Origin of the sequence: Methanovulcanius yangii (assembly GCF_018687785.1) — an archaeon.
GTDB classification, from domain to species: Archaea; Halobacteriota; Methanomicrobia; order Methanomicrobiales; family Methanomicrobiaceae; genus Methanovulcanius; species Methanovulcanius yangii.
In genome coordinates this window covers 1,191,963-1,207,979 of the sequence record NZ_LTBL01000001.1, presented here as the reverse complement: position 1 = coordinate 1,207,979, position 16,017 = coordinate 1,191,963, and the positions used below count along the sequence as shown (strand labels likewise).

The following is a 16,017-nucleotide window of genomic DNA, read 5'->3' as shown; positions in this document are numbered from 1 at the left end:
TACACACAATTATTTGCCCTTATTGGGAAATAGGTGGCGTGACATTTTCCTCTGTGTATGGTTGCTTCCGTCCCCGGTATTCATGTTCGCCGTCGGGAGGAGGGAATGGATTTAACATTTTTCCCTTCGCTCTAATAATAAGGAGTAATCAGAGGGAGAACACACATGAGCGGGGATCTGGTACGACGGGGACGGTTATCCGCAGCCCGTCCGGAATTGGTCACGGAATACCTGTCGTCGATGGACACTGACCGGTGGATTGCGATGGCTGATATCAGGGTCGATATCGCCCATCTGCTGATGCTTGACCGGCAGGGGATCGTCAGCAGGGATACCTCGTCGGCCGTGATGAAACAGTTGATAGGGATGTACGAAAACGGGATTCCCGAGTCGGCGTTCGATGAGCAGTATGAGGATATCCATGCCGGCATCGAGGCTCACATCATCGCCGAGGCCGGCATGCAGCACGGGGGGCGCCTCCATATGGGGAGATCCCGCAACGACGAGGTCGCAACCTGTATCCGGATCCGCCTTCGAGAGGATATACTGGGGCAACTGGAGGCTCTTCTGAAGCTCCGCAGGACGCTTCTGGAGATAGCGGGTGCGAACAGTGGGACGATCATGCCCGGATTCACGCATCTCCAGCATGCACAACCGACAACGCTTGCGCACTACATGCTCTCGTACGAACATGCATTCGGCCGCGATTTCGAACGGCTTGTGGATGCCTATGTGCGCGTGAACCGCTGTCCGCTCGGTTCGGCGGCTTTCGCCTCCACGGGCTATCCAATCGACCGTGCCTACACGGCAGGGCTCCTCGGATTTCCTGATCTCTCTCTCAATACGATGGATGCCGTATCGGCGCGTGACTTCGCACTCGAGACGGCTGCCGCATGCACCATTCTGATGAGCACCATGAGCAGGCTCTGCGAGGAACTCATTCTCTGGAGTTCGGCCTTTGTGGAATTCGTTACCCTTGATGACGCCTACTGTTCGACGAGCTCCATCATGCCCCAGAAAAAGAATCCCGACACCGCCGAGATTATGCGGGGGAAGACCGGTGCGGTTGCCGGAGCATTTGTGGCGGCGCTGACGACGGTGAAAGGGCTTCCGATGAGCTATAACCGGGACCTTCAGGATCTGACCCCCTCCCTGAGAACGGCGATCATGGAGGCGGGGCGTGCCGTGGAGATTGCCGCCGGCATGCTTGCGACGGCGACGTTCCATCCCGACCGCATGCGTGCGGAGGCGGGGAGGGGCTTTTCCACCGCGACTGATCTTGCGGACCTTCTGGTCCGTTCCTACGGGCTTGCCTTCCGTGAGTCGCACAACATTGTCGGGCGTGCGGTGAAGAAGGGCTCGGTCGACCTGGCGTCCCTTGATGAGGCCGCCGTGGAGATTACCGGGACGACGCTTTCGGCCCGCGGGCTGACACAGGAGGCAATAGAAGAGGCCCTGGACCCCGGTTATTCGGTCAGTGTCCGGCGGGCTGCCGGAGGGCCTGCGCCTGAAGCGGTCGCTGCCCAGCTGGAGGTCCGGCGGGAGGCCATGGGTGAGGATGAAGCCTGGGTCCTTGATGAACGCTTACGCCTTGCAGAGGCGGAAACGGCAATGTTGGAAAAAGGACGGGAGTTGATAGCATACCACATTTAACATCTGGAACGAGGGTTGCCTGCAGTTTTGCGGGGATCACAACGGAAGGTACCTATATCACCGACCGTGACGGCATGGCGGTCGTCAAACTGGATAGCGGATATAATATCGGTGTTGCACCGGAATCTCTCTCATTTCTTGCGAAAGGAGAAGCGCAACCGGCGTTTCACACGGAGGTCGTCCAGAACCCCTCCCTTCCCGAACTCTCGATCATCTCGACGGGCGGGACGATTGCAAGCCGGGTCGATTACCGGACGGGCGCGGTGACCAGCCAGTTCACGGCAGAGGATATCCTGAATGCGATTCCCGGGCTGGGAGATATCGCCAGGTTCCGGGCGGAGGTACTGGCGACCATTCTTTCGGAGAATATGAATGTCAGCATTTGGAAGGACCTCGCACGGGCCGTCTACCGGGATATCAGGGAGGGCGTGGAGGGAGTCATCGTGACACATGGTACGGATACGATGGCCTACTCTGCCGCTGCCGTCTCCTTCATGCTCGAGACGCCTGTCCCTGTCGTCTTCGTCGGGTCCCAGCGGTCTGCCGACCGACCGTCGAGTGACAACGTCATGAACGGGCTGTGCAGCGCCGCGGCCGCCACCTCCGACCTCGGCGAGGTTGCGGTGGTGATGCATGCGTCGACAAACGATGATGCCTGTGCCATCCACCGGGGCACCCGGGTGAGAAAGATGCATACGTCCCGGCGCGATGCGTTCCGTTCATTCGGAATGAGTCCTCTCGGGACGGTGCAGTATCCCTCGCTTGATGTGACCCTCTCAGCGGATGCGGTGCGGCGGCGTGACGATGAGCCGGTCCTCCACGATACGCTGGAGGAGAAGGTCGGTCTTCTCACCTTCTATCCCGGAATGGACCCCGCGCTTCTGTCCGCCTTTGAGGGATGCCGTGGTCTGGTCGTCAGCGGTACCGGGCTCGGTCACACCTCTGCCGATATGATTGCGGGCATCCGGGAGCTCACCGATGCGGGAACCACCGTCGTCATGACCTCGCAGTGCCTCAACGGCAGGGTCTGCGACCGGGTCTATGATACCGGCCGCGACCTTCTGGCGGCAGGCGTCATCGAGGGGGAGGAGATGCTTCCCGAAGTGGCCTACGTGAAACTGATGTGGGTTCTCGGGCAGACGAACGACGCAGAGGAGATACGGCGGCTGATGGCAACGCCGCTTCGCGGAGAGTTCGGGAGGTGTTCGGTCCATGGATTATGAGACACTCGGCCTGAAGGCGGGCATTGAAATTCACCAGCAGCTCGACACCCGTGAGAAGCTGTTCTGTCACTGTCCCACGGTGCTTCGCGATATAGGGGAGCGAAACGAGGAATTCTTCCGCTATCTCCGGGCGACGGTCTCCGAGATGGGGGAGATCGACCGGGCGGCCCGCGAGGAGATGATGGTGATGCGGCCGTTCACCTACTATGCCTACGACACCACCTGTCTCGTGGAGCACGATGAGGAACCGCCCGCACCCCTCAACCCCGAGGCGCTCGAACTTGCGCTTACGATGGCACGCATGATGGGAATGACGGCGGTGGAACAGGTCCATGTGATGCGCAAGCTCGTCATCGACGGCTCGAACACGAGCGGGTTCCAGCGCACCGCCCTCGTGGCCCTCAACGGGATGCTGCCCGCAGGGGCCCGCATCGAGTCGCTCTGTCTTGAGGAGGAGGCGGCCCAGCGGGTGGAAGGGGTGACCTTCTCCCTCGACCGTCTGGGCATTCCTCTCGTCGAGATTACGACCGCACCGGATATGCACACCCCCGAGCAGGTCCGTGAAGTTGCAGCCTATATAGGTATGCTGCTTCGGTCCACCGGGCGGGTAAAACGGGGCCTTGGGACCATACGGCAGGATGTGAACATCTCCATCCGCGAGGGTGCCCGGGTCGAGATTAAGGGTGTACAGGAGCTCGCTCTCATCGATGAAGTGGTGCGGCGCGAGGCGAGCCGGCAGGTGAACCTCGTCGCGATACGGGATGAACTGCTGGGGCGCAATGCATCGATTGACGAGCAGACGCATGAAGTGACGGCACTCTTCGCCGAGACCGGGTCCGCCATCCTGAAGCGGGCAAAGTACATCGGCGCGGTCTGCCTGCGCGGGTTTGCCGGATGCGTGGGAAGGGAGATCCAGCCCGGACGGCGTCTGGGAAGCGAGATGTCCGACTACGCGAAGAAATGTGGTGTCGGCGGCCTTTTCCATACAGACGAGCTGCCGGCGTACGGGGTAACGGCGGAGGAGGTGGACACCCTGAAGTCGGCACTCGGCGCCGGGGAGGAGGACTGTGTCATTCTTGTCGCAGATACGAAGAAGAAGGCACTCTGTGCCCTCGCGCAGATCCAGCGCCGTGCACGGATGGCACTGGAAGGTGTCCCTGAAGAAACCCGCAAGATGCTTGAGGAGGGGAGTACGGCCTACATGCGTCCGCTCCCGGGAGCAGCCCGGATGTATCCCGAAACGGATGTGCTGCCGGTACCGGTGTCCCCGGGATATGTCGCAGGGCTTTGCGTTCCGGAACTTTTGACGGCAAAGGAGGATCGTTTTGTTGCGGAGATGGGGCTCGACCCTGCCCTTGCCCACCAGCTTGCCTTCTCTGCACAGGTCGGGCTCTTCGAGGACGTCGTCTGTGCCGGGGTCAAACCGAACCTGGCTGCGCGGACGATTCTTGCCACTCTTCGCGAACTATCGCGCGATGGTGTTGCGGTCGAAGCCGTCGGTGACGACGATGTGCTCGCCGTCCTCCTTGAGGTGGAGAACGGTTCTGTTGCAAAGGAGGCAATTCCGGATATCTTCCGGGCTGTTGCCGGGGGTATGAACGTCCGTGCCGCTGTCGAGTCGGTTGCACCGGGCATCTCCGAAGATGAGCTCCTTTCCATCATCCGCACCATCCTCTCGGAGCGCGTGGATTTCGTTCAGGAGCAGGGGATGCGTTCTGTCGGCCCGGTAATGGGCGTTGTCATGAAGGAAGTCCGCGGCCGTGCCGATGGCAAGAAGATCAGTGATCTGCTGAAAAAAGAGATACAGGGAATGCTGTGAGGGATCCTAATCTCTCATGGTTACTTTTATGAAGATACCTGTCGTAATACATAAGGAGTTGAAATATGGGCAAAACCGGATCCACAAAATGGACTCAGATTAAGAGTGTGACGGGACAGATCAGGCTGGTCCCCGAGAAGGAGACGAACTACAAAAAGCCAGGTCCCAACCAGCGGTTCAAAACCGGCACACAGCTGAAAAGAGCACTGCGTGCAACACAGGATGACAGCAGGGGCCGTGGCGGCCGTGGCGGTCGCGGGGCCCGCGGTCGTGGTCGTGGTCCCGAGAATGATCCGCGCTTCCGCAGGCGCATGCGCCGCTCGGCAGCATCGATCAAGGGAAGCAAATAATCCTCCCTGAAATACCGGATAATCACCTCCACATTTTTATACGAGACGTACAGTAGGTTTTGTGATGAATCAAAAAGAAGCAGTCACCGTGTATCAGTTGTCAGAACGGTCGAAATCCGAACTGATCGCTGCATCACAGGTCATAGCCACCCTTATTGATTACAAAGGGGCGGAAAAGGTCGGTGCAAAGCGTGTTGTTGTGAGCTTTCTCGAGCTGTTCCGTTCGAATCTCCAGCTTGCACACAATATCTCAAAGGATGTGAATTTTTCAAAGGCGGCCGGTATTGTTAGCGATGCCATCTCCGCGATCGAAAGTGAGGAATACGAGCAGGCATCGGCAAGGATTGCCGAGGCGATCGGTCTTGCCACCACACCCGCACAGGAATCATGGGCATTCCTGAAGGACAATGGATTCCTCTGATTTCCTCTCATTTTTATCGACCCGTTCATCAGTACGTGACTTTTCGGATGAACCCCTCACCGAGGAGCAGATCGCATCGATTCTCCGGTGTGCGGGGACTGCACCCTCGGCGGGCAATCGGGAGTCATGGGATGTCATCATCGTGACGGATGAGGGGCTGCGGGAGGATCTCTCGGATGCCGCCTTCCAGCAGGAACACGTGATGGCAGCGCCTGTGATCCTCGTCGTATGTGCCAACTATGTGCGGTCCATGTCCCAGTACGGGGAACGAGGCATCCTGTATGCCATCGAGGACGCCTCGATTGCCGCGACCTACATGATGCTTGCAGCGCACGCCGGCGGGATGCATTCCTGCTGGACCGGCGCATTTGACGAGGAAGGAGTCTCGGAGATCCTCGGGCTGCCTCCTCACATCCGGCCTCTTGTCCTTCTTGCGGTCGGGAAGGGCACGCTCCCCCCGGTTCGTACCGGCCGTATGCCGATTACCGATCATGTGCATGAAAATATCTGGTAGGAATTGATTGAAATGAGCGATTATCTCATCACCATGGAAGCAGCATGGGTGATCCGTGATGTCTATACACTGGACGATGCCATCGGCATCGCCATCAGCGAGGCAGGAAAGCGGCTTAACCCGTCGGCAAAGTTTGTTGAAATCGAATCAGGGATGACCATCTGTCCCTTCTGCGAACAGGAGCTTGCAAAGGCCCTTATTGTAGGAAATATCGCCCTTGTCGGCCTCACGCTTGAGATGAAGGTGTTCAAGGCCGAAACCGAGGAACATGCGGCGAGGATTGCAAAATCCGTCGTGGGCAAGGCACTCCGGGACATTCCTCTCAAGGTCCTGGAAGTCGAGAAGATATGATCGCAGTCGTTGGCCACACGGCCATTGATCACATCTTTTCCGTTCCGGTGCTGCCGGAACGCCATGGCTCGACCTTCATTACGCGGCATACGGTCTACTACGGCGGAGGCGCCGCCAATATTGCTGCAGGGATAGCGCGTCTGGGGGGGGAAGCGGAGCTGATTTCAGCGGTCGGTGGAGATTTTCCCGGCAGCAAGTACGAGACGTGGATGAATGAACTGGGCATCCGCCGCCGCCTCTTTATGGTAGGAGACGAGCGGACGGCTACCTGTTATCTCTATAATGACGCAGACGGGGACCAGATGACCTTCTTCGAGTGGGGGGCCTCCAGTGCGTTTGCAACGGCCGAGGCGCCGGCGCTCGATATGGTGCATCTGGCAACGGCCGACCCCTCCTTCAATGTGCGGGTGGCGGAGAGAGGGAGCTTCGTCTCCTTCGATCCGGGTCAGGATCTGCTGCGCTACTCGAAGGAAGATCTCGAGGCCATCATAGCAAACACCGACATTCTCTTCGCCAACCGGCATGAGGTGCGAGGGATGTGCACCACGATGGGCATCACCAAGGACGCGCTCTTTGCGCAGGTGCCGCGTGCCATCTGCACGATGTCGGGAGACGGCAGTTTTCTGATTGAGGGTGGAGAGCGGCGTTTTGTCCCCGCCATTCCCGTCGGGCTGGCCGATCCCACGGGGGCGGGGGATGCCTACCGGGCGGGCTTCCTGACCGCTCTTTCAGGGGGGTATGACGCCCTCACCGCCGCGAAGGTCGGCACCACCGCGGCCTCCTTCGTGGTCGAGGTGACGGGGTGTCAGACGAACCTTCCGACCTGGGAGACGATGGGGGCCCGGTACCGCGAGCATTTCGGTGCGCTCCCGGCGCCAGGTGAATGACGGGGGATTCTTATTTCCCTTCCTCCTTTTCGTCCAGATTATATAGTCACTCATCGTAAGTACAGCAGAATGGATGCTTCCGCCGGCCGGGAGATCTGACTGGAGCCTTAAGTCCATGAGCACGCAAGGAAATACTGCCCTCGAAGGCCTGAGCAAATACATCTTTGCTGCTCCGGAATGGCCGCGATCCCTGGGCATCATGGTCCTTCTGGGTCTGTTCATCGATTTTTCCGGGTATTTTGCCGGTACGGAGTATGTGATATCCTTCGGGATACTGGGATTCGGGATCTTCGGGTACCTGATTCCGGCACTCGTTGCGTTTATTCTTACCAAACCGCTCGTGGAGATATTCGGGCAGAAGATCACCTGGAACCGTTCCGCGCTTCTGGCGATGACCTGCATGGTCTTCCAGATCATTTTCAGTTTCCTGCCGCTCTTCTTTACCGAGCGGGACGTCTACCCCCTACTCTTCGCGATAGCAGTGAGTGTCGTCTTCTCGATACGCCTGATAACCCTCCTTGCGATCGCGGATTCACGGGTGACGCGGATGCTTCTTCCTGCGCTTATCCAGAGCATGGCGGCACTCGCGGCGGGATACTTCTATTTCGGCTTTGATCTGGTCCTGTTCGCCCTCATCCTTCACCTGCTGTTCGCCGGGGGGGTGCTGCTGTTTATCTGGATGGTGGAGAGACCGCTTCGGAGAAATTTCGATATCAGCGCACTGGCGTTCATCAATGCGTTCATCGCCCACAATACCGACGGGTCAAAGAAGCTGGAGGAGTATTTCATGGAGATCGGCGAGGACGTCTACGTCCCGCAGGCGAGCATCTTCTTCCGGCGAGAAGGGAAGGAGGAGACGATTCTCACGGTTCCGAACCTTCACCCCGGACCTATGGGGGAGATCGGCGGGGGGAATCTCCCCGCGGTTCTCCACTCCTCCCTCGGGCCGGACAGCTTTGTGTTTCATGGGTGCGCCACGCATGACTTCAACCTCGTCTCGGAGAGCGAGGTGCCGCGTCTTGCAGAGGTTGTCCGTGAATCGGAGAAGAGCGCGGTCTTTGCAGCGACCGCATCCGTTCCCCGGCGCTATCAGGTCGGTTCGGTGCAGGTGCTCGGGCAGCGGTTCGGCGATACGCTGCTTCTCGTTTCGACCCGGTCGCCAGCCAAGACGGAGGATCTCGACTTCTGCATCGGGCTTGCGATCATGTCGGAGTGCCATTCGTGGTTTCCCAACGTGGCATTCGTGGACGGGCACAACTGCATGGTCGATGTGACCGAACCGGTGCTTCCCGCCTCGCTCGAGGCCCATGAGTACTACCGCGTCTGTGCGGAGGCGGCACGGGATATTGCGTCCCTGCCGGAATATGCGCTCGAGATAGGGACGTCGCAGGTGGATGTTCCCTTCTCCCGCGAGGAAGGGTTCGGCGATCTCGGCATCCAGGTATTCGTATCACGGGTGGACGGGAAAGTCATGGCCCTCATTCTTTTCGACGGCAACAACGTCCATCAGGGTGTGCGGGAGGAGATCATCGCGGAGATTGGCTCCATCGTCGATGAATGCGAGATCCTCACGACCGATTCGCACGTCGTCAATACGATATCCGGCAAGAACCCCGTCGGCTTCCGCGTGCCGGTCCGGGATATCATCCCGTACGCGAGAAAGGCGGTCCTCATGGCCCTCGACGATCTCGCCCCTGCTGAGGCGGCCGGGGCGACCGGGTGGGTCGAGGGCATCACGGTCTTCGGGTCGCAGCGGATCTCCCAGCTCGCAAGCACGGTCAACGCCATGCTCATCTACGTCGCCCCGCTGGGAGTCGCCATTCTCCTCTTCGCGTTCCTGCTCTCGCTGATTGCGTATATCCTGCTGTTGTCGTGAGGGGAAAAAACAGGGATACGGGTTTCCAATACCAACACTTTTTGCCTTTCCTGTCGATGGATAGTAACGCAAGGAACGGATGTTTCCGACCGACTTAAAAAACGGAAATTGAAGGATTTGCGCATCACCTGCGAGAGTAGCCAAGCCAGGCCAAAGGCGCTGGACTTAAGATCCAGTTACGTAGGTATTCAAGGGTTCGAATCCCTTCTCTCGCATTTTAAAGAATTCCTGAAATCGAGAATAATCATATTTTTGAATGCTAATTCGATTTTCTCATTCTGATTGCATCAACATTTATACTATTTGGAATTGACCAGAATGTATAACATTGGCAAGATGGTAGATTGAAAAATCAAACAAGAAATATCGAGAGTATAATTTTTCAAAAATTAAACTCATCAAGAAGAAAAAGAGGATTAAAACCCTTAAAATCAAATAAGTGCTATGCCAAATTATCGCTCGAACATAGTATCATAATGTCAAATAAGAACTGTATTTTTCATGGCAATAATGTCAAAAAAATTCAGATTTGCCATAATTATATTTCATTAGATCCATTGTGGACAAAAGACCGTATCTATCTTTCAGGGTATCTAGCCTTTCTGATATTTAGTTATATATTCAATAGTATGTTGGGTATAGGACTCATTATTGTGAGCGCGATTATTTTCGGAGTAAATTTTCATATTATTTTTGGAGCATTACGAGGTCATAGAGGATATTATGCCGGTGAAAATTGTGCAGTAATCTCAACTGGATATGTAAAGGGTTTTAAGCGCGAAATTATCTCTGATCAGGACATTGCGTATGCCCTCCATAAAATCTGGATGGGTAGTCCAGGTCATCGTAAGAATATTCTCGAAAATAATTTTTATCGTGTTGGAATCGGTGTCCATAGGAAAGGTAGCAAATTCTATGCGACAGAATTGTTCAGTGATTAATTCATCTGAAGTAAGACAAAACTAAACAAATCATTAATAAATCTCCCTCCAGCCGCTATTCCTCCTTCACCGCCTCGTGGATCTCCAGCTTCCTTCTCTCAATACCGGCCCTGGAGACGACACTCAGGACATATCCTATGGCGACCATGATGAGCGAGATGCCAATTCCAAACCCCGCGACCATAATCCCGTCTTCGGCCGTGGTGACATAGCCAAGGAATGTCACGGGGAGGACCACGAGGATGACGATGAGAAGGCGGCCCTTTAAGGATTCCAGTGAAGTGGTATTCAGCCAGTCGGGAAGAATGAGATCCGGATCGATGAACAACTGGTACAGGCCAAGGGCAATGATGATGAGGACCACCCCTATCAGGAGCAAGTCGATCATCTCCGACACCGCGACCGAAAGAAGCGTTCCCGCTTCACCGGAGAGGATACCTTCTGTGAGGAGAAATGAACCGATCCGGAATAATTGGCCGACTCCGGCTATCATGGTCACGACAGAGCCGATCATAAGGCCGATAATGGCAATAACGACCAGAAAGCGGCTGAACACGAACATGGCCTTCAGCCAGTACCGCTTTTTCGTCACCTCACCCGCAGGACTGTTCTCGCTCATACGATCGTATAGACTACGCTTCCGGTTTATAGACATTCTCCAAAAAGGACAATCACCATACAGGTGATCGGGTTTCCGGATGACCGTATGGAAAAACGGACAGAAATGCACGAAATAGGAACCTTCCTCGGAGCATTGTCGAAATTATATAAAGTGGAAGAGGACCCGGTGCTGTTATGAACGCAATGGAATCGAGTGGCCTCCTCTCAGAAACAGGAAGGTGAGAAGATTACTTCCTCTCCCTCACTTCCTCCTGAATCCTCTTCATCCACTCCGGAATCCTCACCTCATCTGCCGGATAGAACTCCCGCACATGCGGTTTGATGTCGAGGACGGGGCTCCCGTCGATGGCGTCGAGGCCGGTGACGTGGAGGGTGGTGCCTTCCCTTCCCACGAGGCGGACAACGGTGGTGAGAATCGGGTTGGGGCGGGCCGGGCTGCAGGTGGAGAAGAGGCCGACGAGAGGATAGGCAGGGTTACCCATCGGGTGGACCTTCTTGAGGGCACGGCCTTCGCGGGGGACGCCGTGGGCCCAGTAAAGGATCTTGATATGGGAGTATTCGTCGATTCCATCGAGGAGGTCGGCAAGGTCTCTGTTGAGGACGACCTCGGAGATCGTCTCCTCGGTCCTGCGGACCTCCTCGATGGTCGGCGTCAGGTCGTCGCGCATGGAAAGGCCCTGTTCGTTCGCGATGAGGAAGGGCTGCTTGGTGGTATTGCGGATCACGCCAATCGGGTGCAAAATGATATCGTCGAATGTTGTATCCATCATCAGTCTCCTATTTTCATAGAATTGGCGAAGTGGCTATTTATACCGTTCATATGTCACAATAGTTCCGGGAAAGGGATTTTTTTACTCTCATTTTCCTCCGGCATCTCCGGGAAATGAGATGCGGACCAAAGATTTTTCATCCTTCGGGAACACCCTCCTCCCGGGAATTCCATGCAGGGAGGAGATACCGCGAAACACCCCTGTGATCGCCACATCGTGCAGGAAGCTATCGAAAAAGCCCTATCCCTCGGTGCGAGCGTCGCAGGCTATGTCCCGGCACGGCTGCTTCGGGACTGCCCGTCGGCACGGGTGGAGGGCTACCGGGGATGGAACACCTTCACCGGGACGGTCATTGTCCTCGGGCTCTATCATGACCCGAGACGGCCGGAGATGGACTGGTGGGAAGAGGGCCGGAGTACCGAGGGGGACAGGATGCTTAGGACGGTGACGACCGCCGTCGCAGACTGGCTTTCGGTGAAGTACGGTCGGGAGGCTTGGGACATCCCCTACCAGATCGACGACGGCGGGATTTTTTTGAAGGATGCAGCGGTGCTTGCGGGCCTCGGGTGCATCGGGAGAAACAACCTTGTCATCGTTCCGAAATACGGTCCGCGGGTGAGGTTTCGGGCCCTTTGGACCGACCTCGAGCTGAAGGAACCGGTGAGTGTGATCCATCCTTCTCCCTGTGACGAATGTCCCGGCCCCTGTGAAAGAGCCTGTCCCCAGAAGGCCCTCTCGGGCGGCAGATACATTCGCGAACGATGTCTGAGCAGGATGGACGCGGACAAGATGGAGGCGGCCAGGAAAAAAGCGAAGTCGGGGAATCCCGAGCCGGTCGATCACTGCCGGACCTGTGATCTCGTCTGCACGGCCGGGAAGGAGTCCGGGAGGTAAAGAACGGTTGGCGAAGGTCCACCCGTTCTGACCACCATTGTTTTCTTCCCGGACCGGTACACAACGCATAGCATTATCTCCTCGGTATTACACACAAATTTTCATGGAAAAAATCATCGACGCGAACAAGACCGAAACCGGTGTTCGGGTGATTTTTCTCTCAGGGCTCCAGCCGGTCGCCGAGTACTTCAGCATCGAGACCCTGAAGTGGATGGACATTCATCCTCTGGACCTGCTCGAACATCCGGGGCGGTATGCCATCAATACGTCCGAACGAAAGCTGGTGCCGCTTCTGGTTCCTCCCGAAGAATAACCGGAATATCTCCGCCATATCTCACATTCTCGAAAATATTCCTCATTTTCTAACGTTCCGGGCCCGATCATACAGTTTCCATCCGGATGTTAGGCCTTGCAAGGGAGCACCCGCAGTCTTTCTTTCATGTCGGTGAACCATGAGGTTTTTGACAATAGGTTTATGTTCCTCCATGCGGTTATTGGGATTTTGTCGGGTCATGATGAACGATGGGGGTTCAACGTGTCTGACTGGATGGTGAACAACGTGAACAAAAGAATTTGTATTGTGTTGATTGTGCTGGGGGTCCTGACTGCCGGGTTGTGCGGGGGAGTTTCAGCCAAAATGGACGCCGGCAGTGATGCATGGGTGAAAATATCCGGGGTTCCCGATGAATATGTGGGGGTAACCGACGGGATTGACGGGACCCGGGAAAACTCCTATGCATGGGCGATGGAAATCTTCGACGGATATCTCTGGGTTGGAACAAACCGGAACATCTTCGGTACCATGTTTACGATGGGGGGCATGCCAACGCCGGGAGGCATACCGGTGGAGATTCCCCCGATAACCGATATGCGGCCGGGAATTTATCGAATGGACCTCGCAACCGAAGAGTGGGAAACCTATTATGTGCCGGATGACATGACGGGTGGTATGAGTCCTGTCCCCATGGGTATCGACCTTGGGTACCGGATGATGAAGACCTTCGAGATGGAGGGCGGTGAGCCTGTCCTGTATATCGGGAGTCTGGGTTATACCACCAGCCTGATCGCAATCGACGGCGACGGCGGGATGGAACGGGTCTTTACCATGTCCGGGGAACGGCTTCTTTCGATCCGTGGCATTGCGGAGCATGAAGGGTATCTCTTCTGGGCGACGGAAGATACTTCGGGCGGGGTGATGAAGGCGACGCCGGCACTCTGGTATGCGAAGGACCCGCTGGGAGCATTCAGGGGAGAGCCTTCGGTTGTGTATCCGAGGGTGAATGTGCCGGAGGAATGGCTCGGGGAGAGGGGGGCTGAAATCCTCGACATGGTCAGCTACAACGGGGCGCTCTATGTCTTTTTCCTGCCGTACGAGGATAATGAAGGGTTCTGGTGCGGAAAACTCACAATGAACTGCGAGGATTATACATGGGATCTCATCGTCGGGGATCAGAGTCTTGGCGCCCGGTATCCGGCCGGAATGGGGAGTCCCGTCAACGGCGGCGCAGTTCCGATTGTCTTCAAGAACAAGGTCTACGTGGGGACAATGGATGGTGCGGCATTCCGTCTGATGAATGGCATATCACAGCCCGTTCCCGGTGATCTCACGATGGGAGGCACCCATGGCATGCAGATCTACCGGTTCGGTTCAAATGACAAATGGGACCATGTGATGCCGAAACACAACGTCAGGGATGATGAGACCCTTGCAGTACTGAACGGGTTTGAAAACCCCTACAACAAGTATATCTGGCGCTTTGGCATCCAGGAAAACAGGCTCTATGCAGGCACCTTCGATATCGGCACCGGGACGCAGGTCATTTCGGCGGCATTTGGGATGGATGCTCCGGAACTTCCGACCCCCCCCGGATTCGACATGTTCTGGACGGTTGACGGCGAACAGTGGCGCGAGGTAACATCCGATGGTTTTGGGGACAAATTCAATTATGGGACGCGTGCCTTCGTCACCGACCCGGCAACGGACACGCTCTATATGGGGACGGCCAATCCGTTTTACGGATGCCAGATCTGGAAGAAAGTGGCCTGAAACCTCTTTCTCCTACATTTTTTACGATTTGGACCTCCTGATCCCGGTATCCTCCGTGTTCCGGCCTTAGGTGATATCGGGCACGGAATCGTAATTGCCGTCCAAATCGCAAAATGTCCTCGGCAGTCCTGCGACACATTAATTCCCTCTCTGGTGCACCTGACTACGTTGAGTCATGCCCTCCGATGCCGTCATCATCTTTCCCCATCAGCTCTTCGAGGTACATCCCTCCCTTTCGCCAGGATGTATGGTGTTCCTTGTCGAGGACGATCGTTTCTTCACTGATTTTGCCTTTCATCGCAAGAAGCTCCTCCTTCATCGTGCTGCGATGCAGTATTACTCCGATTTTCTCGACGAGAAGGGATTTCGGGTGACCTATATCGGGAACCGGTCGAAACAGACGACTCTCGAGGATCTCTTCCGGCTCCTCGGTGAGATGGATGTTCATGCGGTCCGTATGGCGGAGGTGACGGATCATCCTCTGGAAGAGCGCATCGGGACTCTTGCGGATGCCGGTGGCGTGGCCGTCACTATCGATCCGTCACCCGCATTCCTCACTCCCGCCGCCGTCATCCGTAAGGAATTCGGTGGAAAGGAACACTACATGATGGATCATTTCTACCGGCACCAGCGTGTCCGGATGAATGTCCTGATGGAGGATGACCACCCGGTCGGGGGGAAATGGAGCTACGATGTCCTCAACCGGCGCCCCCTTCCCCCGAAAGAAATCGTCCCTCCTCTCCTCTCCCTCCCGCCATCCCGGTACGTACGGGACGCGGCCGCTTGGGTCGATGACCGGTACCCGAAAAATCCCGGGTCGACGGAGGGGTTCCGGTACCCGGTCACCCACGCAGATGCCCGGTTGTGGTTCAGCGATTTCCTCGAACACCGGCTGGCCCGGTTCGGTACATATGAAGATGCCATCAGGAGAGAGGAAACCTTCCTCTACCATTCCGTCCTCTCCCCCCTTCTCAACACCGGCCTCATCACTCCGGGGGAGGTAGTACACCAAACCCTTGCCTATGGAGGAGATCACGACACTCCGCTCAACTCTCTTGAGGGATTTCTCCGGCAGGTGATCGGGTGGCGCGAGTTTGTCCGGGCCGTCTATCTCTGCCGGGGAGAGGAAGAACGCCGGTCCAATTACTGGAATCACCGGCGACGCCTCCCGTCACCCTTCTATGACGGCACGACGGGGCTTGTCCCGGTGGATATCGTGGTCAGGAGAGTTCTCGAACATGCATTCACTCATCATATCGAACGCCTGATGGTGCTTGGCAATATCATGTGCCTTGCGGAGATCGACCCCGATGACATCCACCGGTGGTTCATGGAACTCTTCATCGACGCCTATGACTGGGTGATGGTCCCGAATGTCTACGGCATGTCCCAGTATGCGGACGGGGGACTCATGAGCACCAAACCCTATATCAGCAGTTCCAACTATATCCGGCGGATGAGCGACATCCCCGAAGGTGAATGGTGCAGGATATGGGACGGGCTCTTCTGGCGGTTTGTGGAGAAAAACAGGAAAAAAATCAGCGAAAACTATCGGATGAAGCTCATTCTCGCAAATCTCGACCGGAAGAGTGATGAGGAGAAAGAGGCGCTCTTCGGGGTGGCGGAAGAATTTCTGGCCCGCCTCTGAAG

The 16,017-nt window shown here is 56.4% G+C and carries 17 protein-coding genes and 1 tRNA gene; 15 read left to right on the top strand and 3 right to left on the bottom strand.

What is annotated here, in order from left to right; translation table 11 throughout:
- Positions 1–165 precede the first annotated feature (165 nt).
- The 11 genes from argH to AZH53_RS06070 all read left to right on the top strand — a co-directional run bounded on the left by argH (position 166) and on the right by AZH53_RS06070 (position 10,035).
- On the top strand, positions 166–1,653 hold the full coding sequence (argH, locus tag AZH53_RS06120) for an argininosuccinate lyase (RefSeq protein WP_319642633.1): 1,488 nt from the start codon (positions 166–168) through the stop codon (positions 1,651–1,653).
- A complete protein-coding gene (gene gatD, locus AZH53_RS06115; RefSeq protein WP_319643655.1) occupies positions 1,641–2,876 on the top strand; it encodes a Glu-tRNA(Gln) amidotransferase subunit GatD in 1,236 nt (411 codons plus the stop codon). The genes argH and gatD overlap by 13 nt, the downstream gene beginning before the upstream one ends.
- On the top strand, positions 2,866–4,695 hold the full coding sequence (gatE, locus tag AZH53_RS06110) for a Glu-tRNA(Gln) amidotransferase subunit GatE (RefSeq protein WP_319642632.1): 1,830 nt from the start codon (positions 2,866–2,868) through the stop codon (positions 4,693–4,695). Before gatD ends, gatE begins: the two co-directional genes overlap by 11 nt.
- A gap of 65 nt (positions 4,696–4,760) precedes the next feature.
- Positions 4,761–5,045 (top strand): DUF5350 domain-containing protein, encoded by a 285-nt coding sequence (locus AZH53_RS06105; RefSeq protein WP_319642631.1) that lies wholly within the window; start codon positions 4,761–4,763, stop codon positions 5,043–5,045.
- Between the two features lie 64 nt (positions 5,046–5,109).
- Positions 5,110–5,466: a hypothetical protein gene (locus AZH53_RS06100; protein WP_319642630.1), complete on the top strand. Its 357-nt coding sequence runs from the start codon at positions 5,110–5,112 to the stop codon at positions 5,464–5,466.
- Positions 5,453–5,980 (top strand): nitroreductase family protein, encoded by a 528-nt coding sequence (locus AZH53_RS06095; protein ID WP_319642629.1) that lies wholly within the window; start codon positions 5,453–5,455, stop codon positions 5,978–5,980. The genes AZH53_RS06100 and AZH53_RS06095 overlap by 14 nt, the downstream gene beginning before the upstream one ends.
- Before the next feature lie 12 nt (positions 5,981–5,992).
- On the top strand, positions 5,993–6,331 hold the full coding sequence (locus AZH53_RS06090) for a DUF555 domain-containing protein (RefSeq protein WP_319642628.1): 339 nt from the start codon (positions 5,993–5,995) through the stop codon (positions 6,329–6,331).
- Positions 6,328–7,218, top strand: a complete 891-nt coding sequence (locus AZH53_RS06085; protein WP_319642627.1) for a carbohydrate kinase family protein — start codon at positions 6,328–6,330, stop codon at positions 7,216–7,218. Before AZH53_RS06090 ends, AZH53_RS06085 begins: the two co-directional genes overlap by 4 nt.
- 115 nt (positions 7,219–7,333) lie before the next feature.
- Positions 7,334–9,094, top strand: coding sequence for a DUF2070 family protein (locus tag AZH53_RS06080; RefSeq protein ID WP_319642626.1), 1,761 nt, complete (start codon positions 7,334–7,336; stop codon positions 9,092–9,094).
- A 130-nt stretch (positions 9,095–9,224) separates the two neighbouring features.
- A tRNA-Leu gene (locus AZH53_RS06075) sits at positions 9,225–9,309 on the top strand.
- 261 nt (positions 9,310–9,570) lie between these two features.
- On the top strand, positions 9,571–10,035 hold the full coding sequence (locus AZH53_RS06070; protein ID WP_319642625.1) for a CAP domain-containing protein: 465 nt from the start codon (positions 9,571–9,573) through the stop codon (positions 10,033–10,035).
- Positions 10,036–10,090: 55 nt separating this feature from the next.
- Here the strand turns inward: AZH53_RS06070 and AZH53_RS06065 are convergent, their stop codons facing one another.
- Positions 10,091–10,654: a YqhA family protein gene (locus AZH53_RS06065; protein WP_319642624.1), complete on the bottom strand. Its 564-nt coding sequence runs from the start codon at positions 10,652–10,654 to the stop codon at positions 10,091–10,093.
- Positions 10,655–10,883: 229 nt separating this feature from the next.
- Entirely contained in the window at positions 10,884–11,426 is a 543-nt protein-coding gene (locus tag AZH53_RS06060) for an SAM-dependent methyltransferase (RefSeq protein ID WP_319642623.1), read from the bottom strand.
- 171 nt (positions 11,427–11,597) lie between these two features.
- Here AZH53_RS06060 and AZH53_RS06055 point away from each other — a divergent pair, with 171 nt between their 5' ends.
- The 3 genes from AZH53_RS06055 to AZH53_RS06045 all read left to right on the top strand — a co-directional run bounded on the left by AZH53_RS06055 (position 11,598) and on the right by AZH53_RS06045 (position 14,367).
- Positions 11,598–12,320 (top strand): hypothetical protein, encoded by a 723-nt coding sequence (locus AZH53_RS06055; protein ID WP_319642622.1) that lies wholly within the window; start codon positions 11,598–11,600, stop codon positions 12,318–12,320.
- 103 nt (positions 12,321–12,423) lie between these two features.
- Positions 12,424–12,633 (top strand): hypothetical protein, encoded by a 210-nt coding sequence (locus AZH53_RS06050; protein ID WP_319642621.1) that lies wholly within the window; start codon positions 12,424–12,426, stop codon positions 12,631–12,633.
- 246 nt (positions 12,634–12,879) lie between these two features.
- The gene (locus AZH53_RS06045) at positions 12,880–14,367 is read left to right on the top strand and encodes a hypothetical protein (protein WP_319642620.1); all 1,488 of its coding nucleotides are present in this window, start codon (positions 12,880–12,882) and stop codon (positions 14,365–14,367) included.
- A gap of 163 nt (positions 14,368–14,530) precedes the next feature.
- Here AZH53_RS06045 and AZH53_RS06040 read toward each other — a convergent pair whose 3' ends face one another.
- On the bottom strand, positions 14,531–14,665 hold the full coding sequence (locus AZH53_RS06040) for a hypothetical protein (protein WP_319643672.1): 135 nt from the start codon (positions 14,663–14,665) through the stop codon (positions 14,531–14,533).
- On the opposite strand from AZH53_RS06040, the gene AZH53_RS06035 reads away from it, so the two are divergent.
- On the top strand, positions 14,615–16,015 hold the full coding sequence (locus AZH53_RS06035; protein WP_319643654.1) for a cryptochrome/photolyase family protein: 1,401 nt from the start codon (positions 14,615–14,617) through the stop codon (positions 16,013–16,015). The two genes, AZH53_RS06040 and AZH53_RS06035, sit on opposite strands and share 51 nt — an antisense overlap.
- The last annotated feature ends 2 nt before the right edge of the window (positions 16,016–16,017 follow it).

Excerpts from the sequence above, each read along its gene's own strand:
- AZH53_RS06105 (WP_319642631.1), top strand. The coding sequence starts at position 4,761 with ATGGGCAAAACCGGATCCACAAAATGGACTCAGATTAAGAGTGTGACG.
- AZH53_RS06100 (WP_319642630.1), top strand. The coding sequence starts at position 5,110 with ATGAATCAAAAAGAAGCAGTCACCGTGTATCAGTTGTCAGAACGGTCG.
- AZH53_RS06035 (WP_319643654.1), top strand. The coding sequence starts at position 14,615 with ATGGTGTTCCTTGTCGAGGACGATCGTTTCTTCACTGATTTTGCCTTT.
- AZH53_RS06060 (WP_319642623.1), bottom strand. The coding sequence starts at position 11,426 with ATGATGGATACAACATTCGACGATATCATTTTGCACCCGATTGGCGTG.
- argH (WP_319642633.1), top strand. The coding sequence starts at position 166 with ATGAGCGGGGATCTGGTACGACGGGGACGGTTATCCGCAGCCCGTCCG.
- AZH53_RS06085 (WP_319642627.1), top strand. The coding sequence starts at position 6,328 with ATGATCGCAGTCGTTGGCCACACGGCCATTGATCACATCTTTTCCGTT.
- AZH53_RS06050 (WP_319642621.1), top strand. The coding sequence starts at position 12,424 with ATGGAAAAAATCATCGACGCGAACAAGACCGAAACCGGTGTTCGGGTG.
- AZH53_RS06090 (WP_319642628.1), top strand. The coding sequence starts at position 5,993 with ATGAGCGATTATCTCATCACCATGGAAGCAGCATGGGTGATCCGTGAT.
- AZH53_RS06080 (WP_319642626.1), top strand. The coding sequence starts at position 7,334 with ATGAGCACGCAAGGAAATACTGCCCTCGAAGGCCTGAGCAAATACATC.
- AZH53_RS06055 (WP_319642622.1), top strand. The coding sequence starts at position 11,598 with ATGCAGGGAGGAGATACCGCGAAACACCCCTGTGATCGCCACATCGTG.
- AZH53_RS06040 (WP_319643672.1), bottom strand. The coding sequence starts at position 14,665 with ATGAAAGGCAAAATCAGTGAAGAAACGATCGTCCTCGACAAGGAACAC.
- gatE (WP_319642632.1), top strand. The coding sequence starts at position 2,866 with ATGGATTATGAGACACTCGGCCTGAAGGCGGGCATTGAAATTCACCAG.
- AZH53_RS06095 (WP_319642629.1), top strand. The coding sequence starts at position 5,453 with ATGGATTCCTCTGATTTCCTCTCATTTTTATCGACCCGTTCATCAGTA.
- AZH53_RS06065 (WP_319642624.1), bottom strand. The coding sequence starts at position 10,654 with ATGAGCGAGAACAGTCCTGCGGGTGAGGTGACGAAAAAGCGGTACTGG.
- AZH53_RS06070 (WP_319642625.1), top strand. The coding sequence starts at position 9,571 with ATGTCAAATAAGAACTGTATTTTTCATGGCAATAATGTCAAAAAAATT.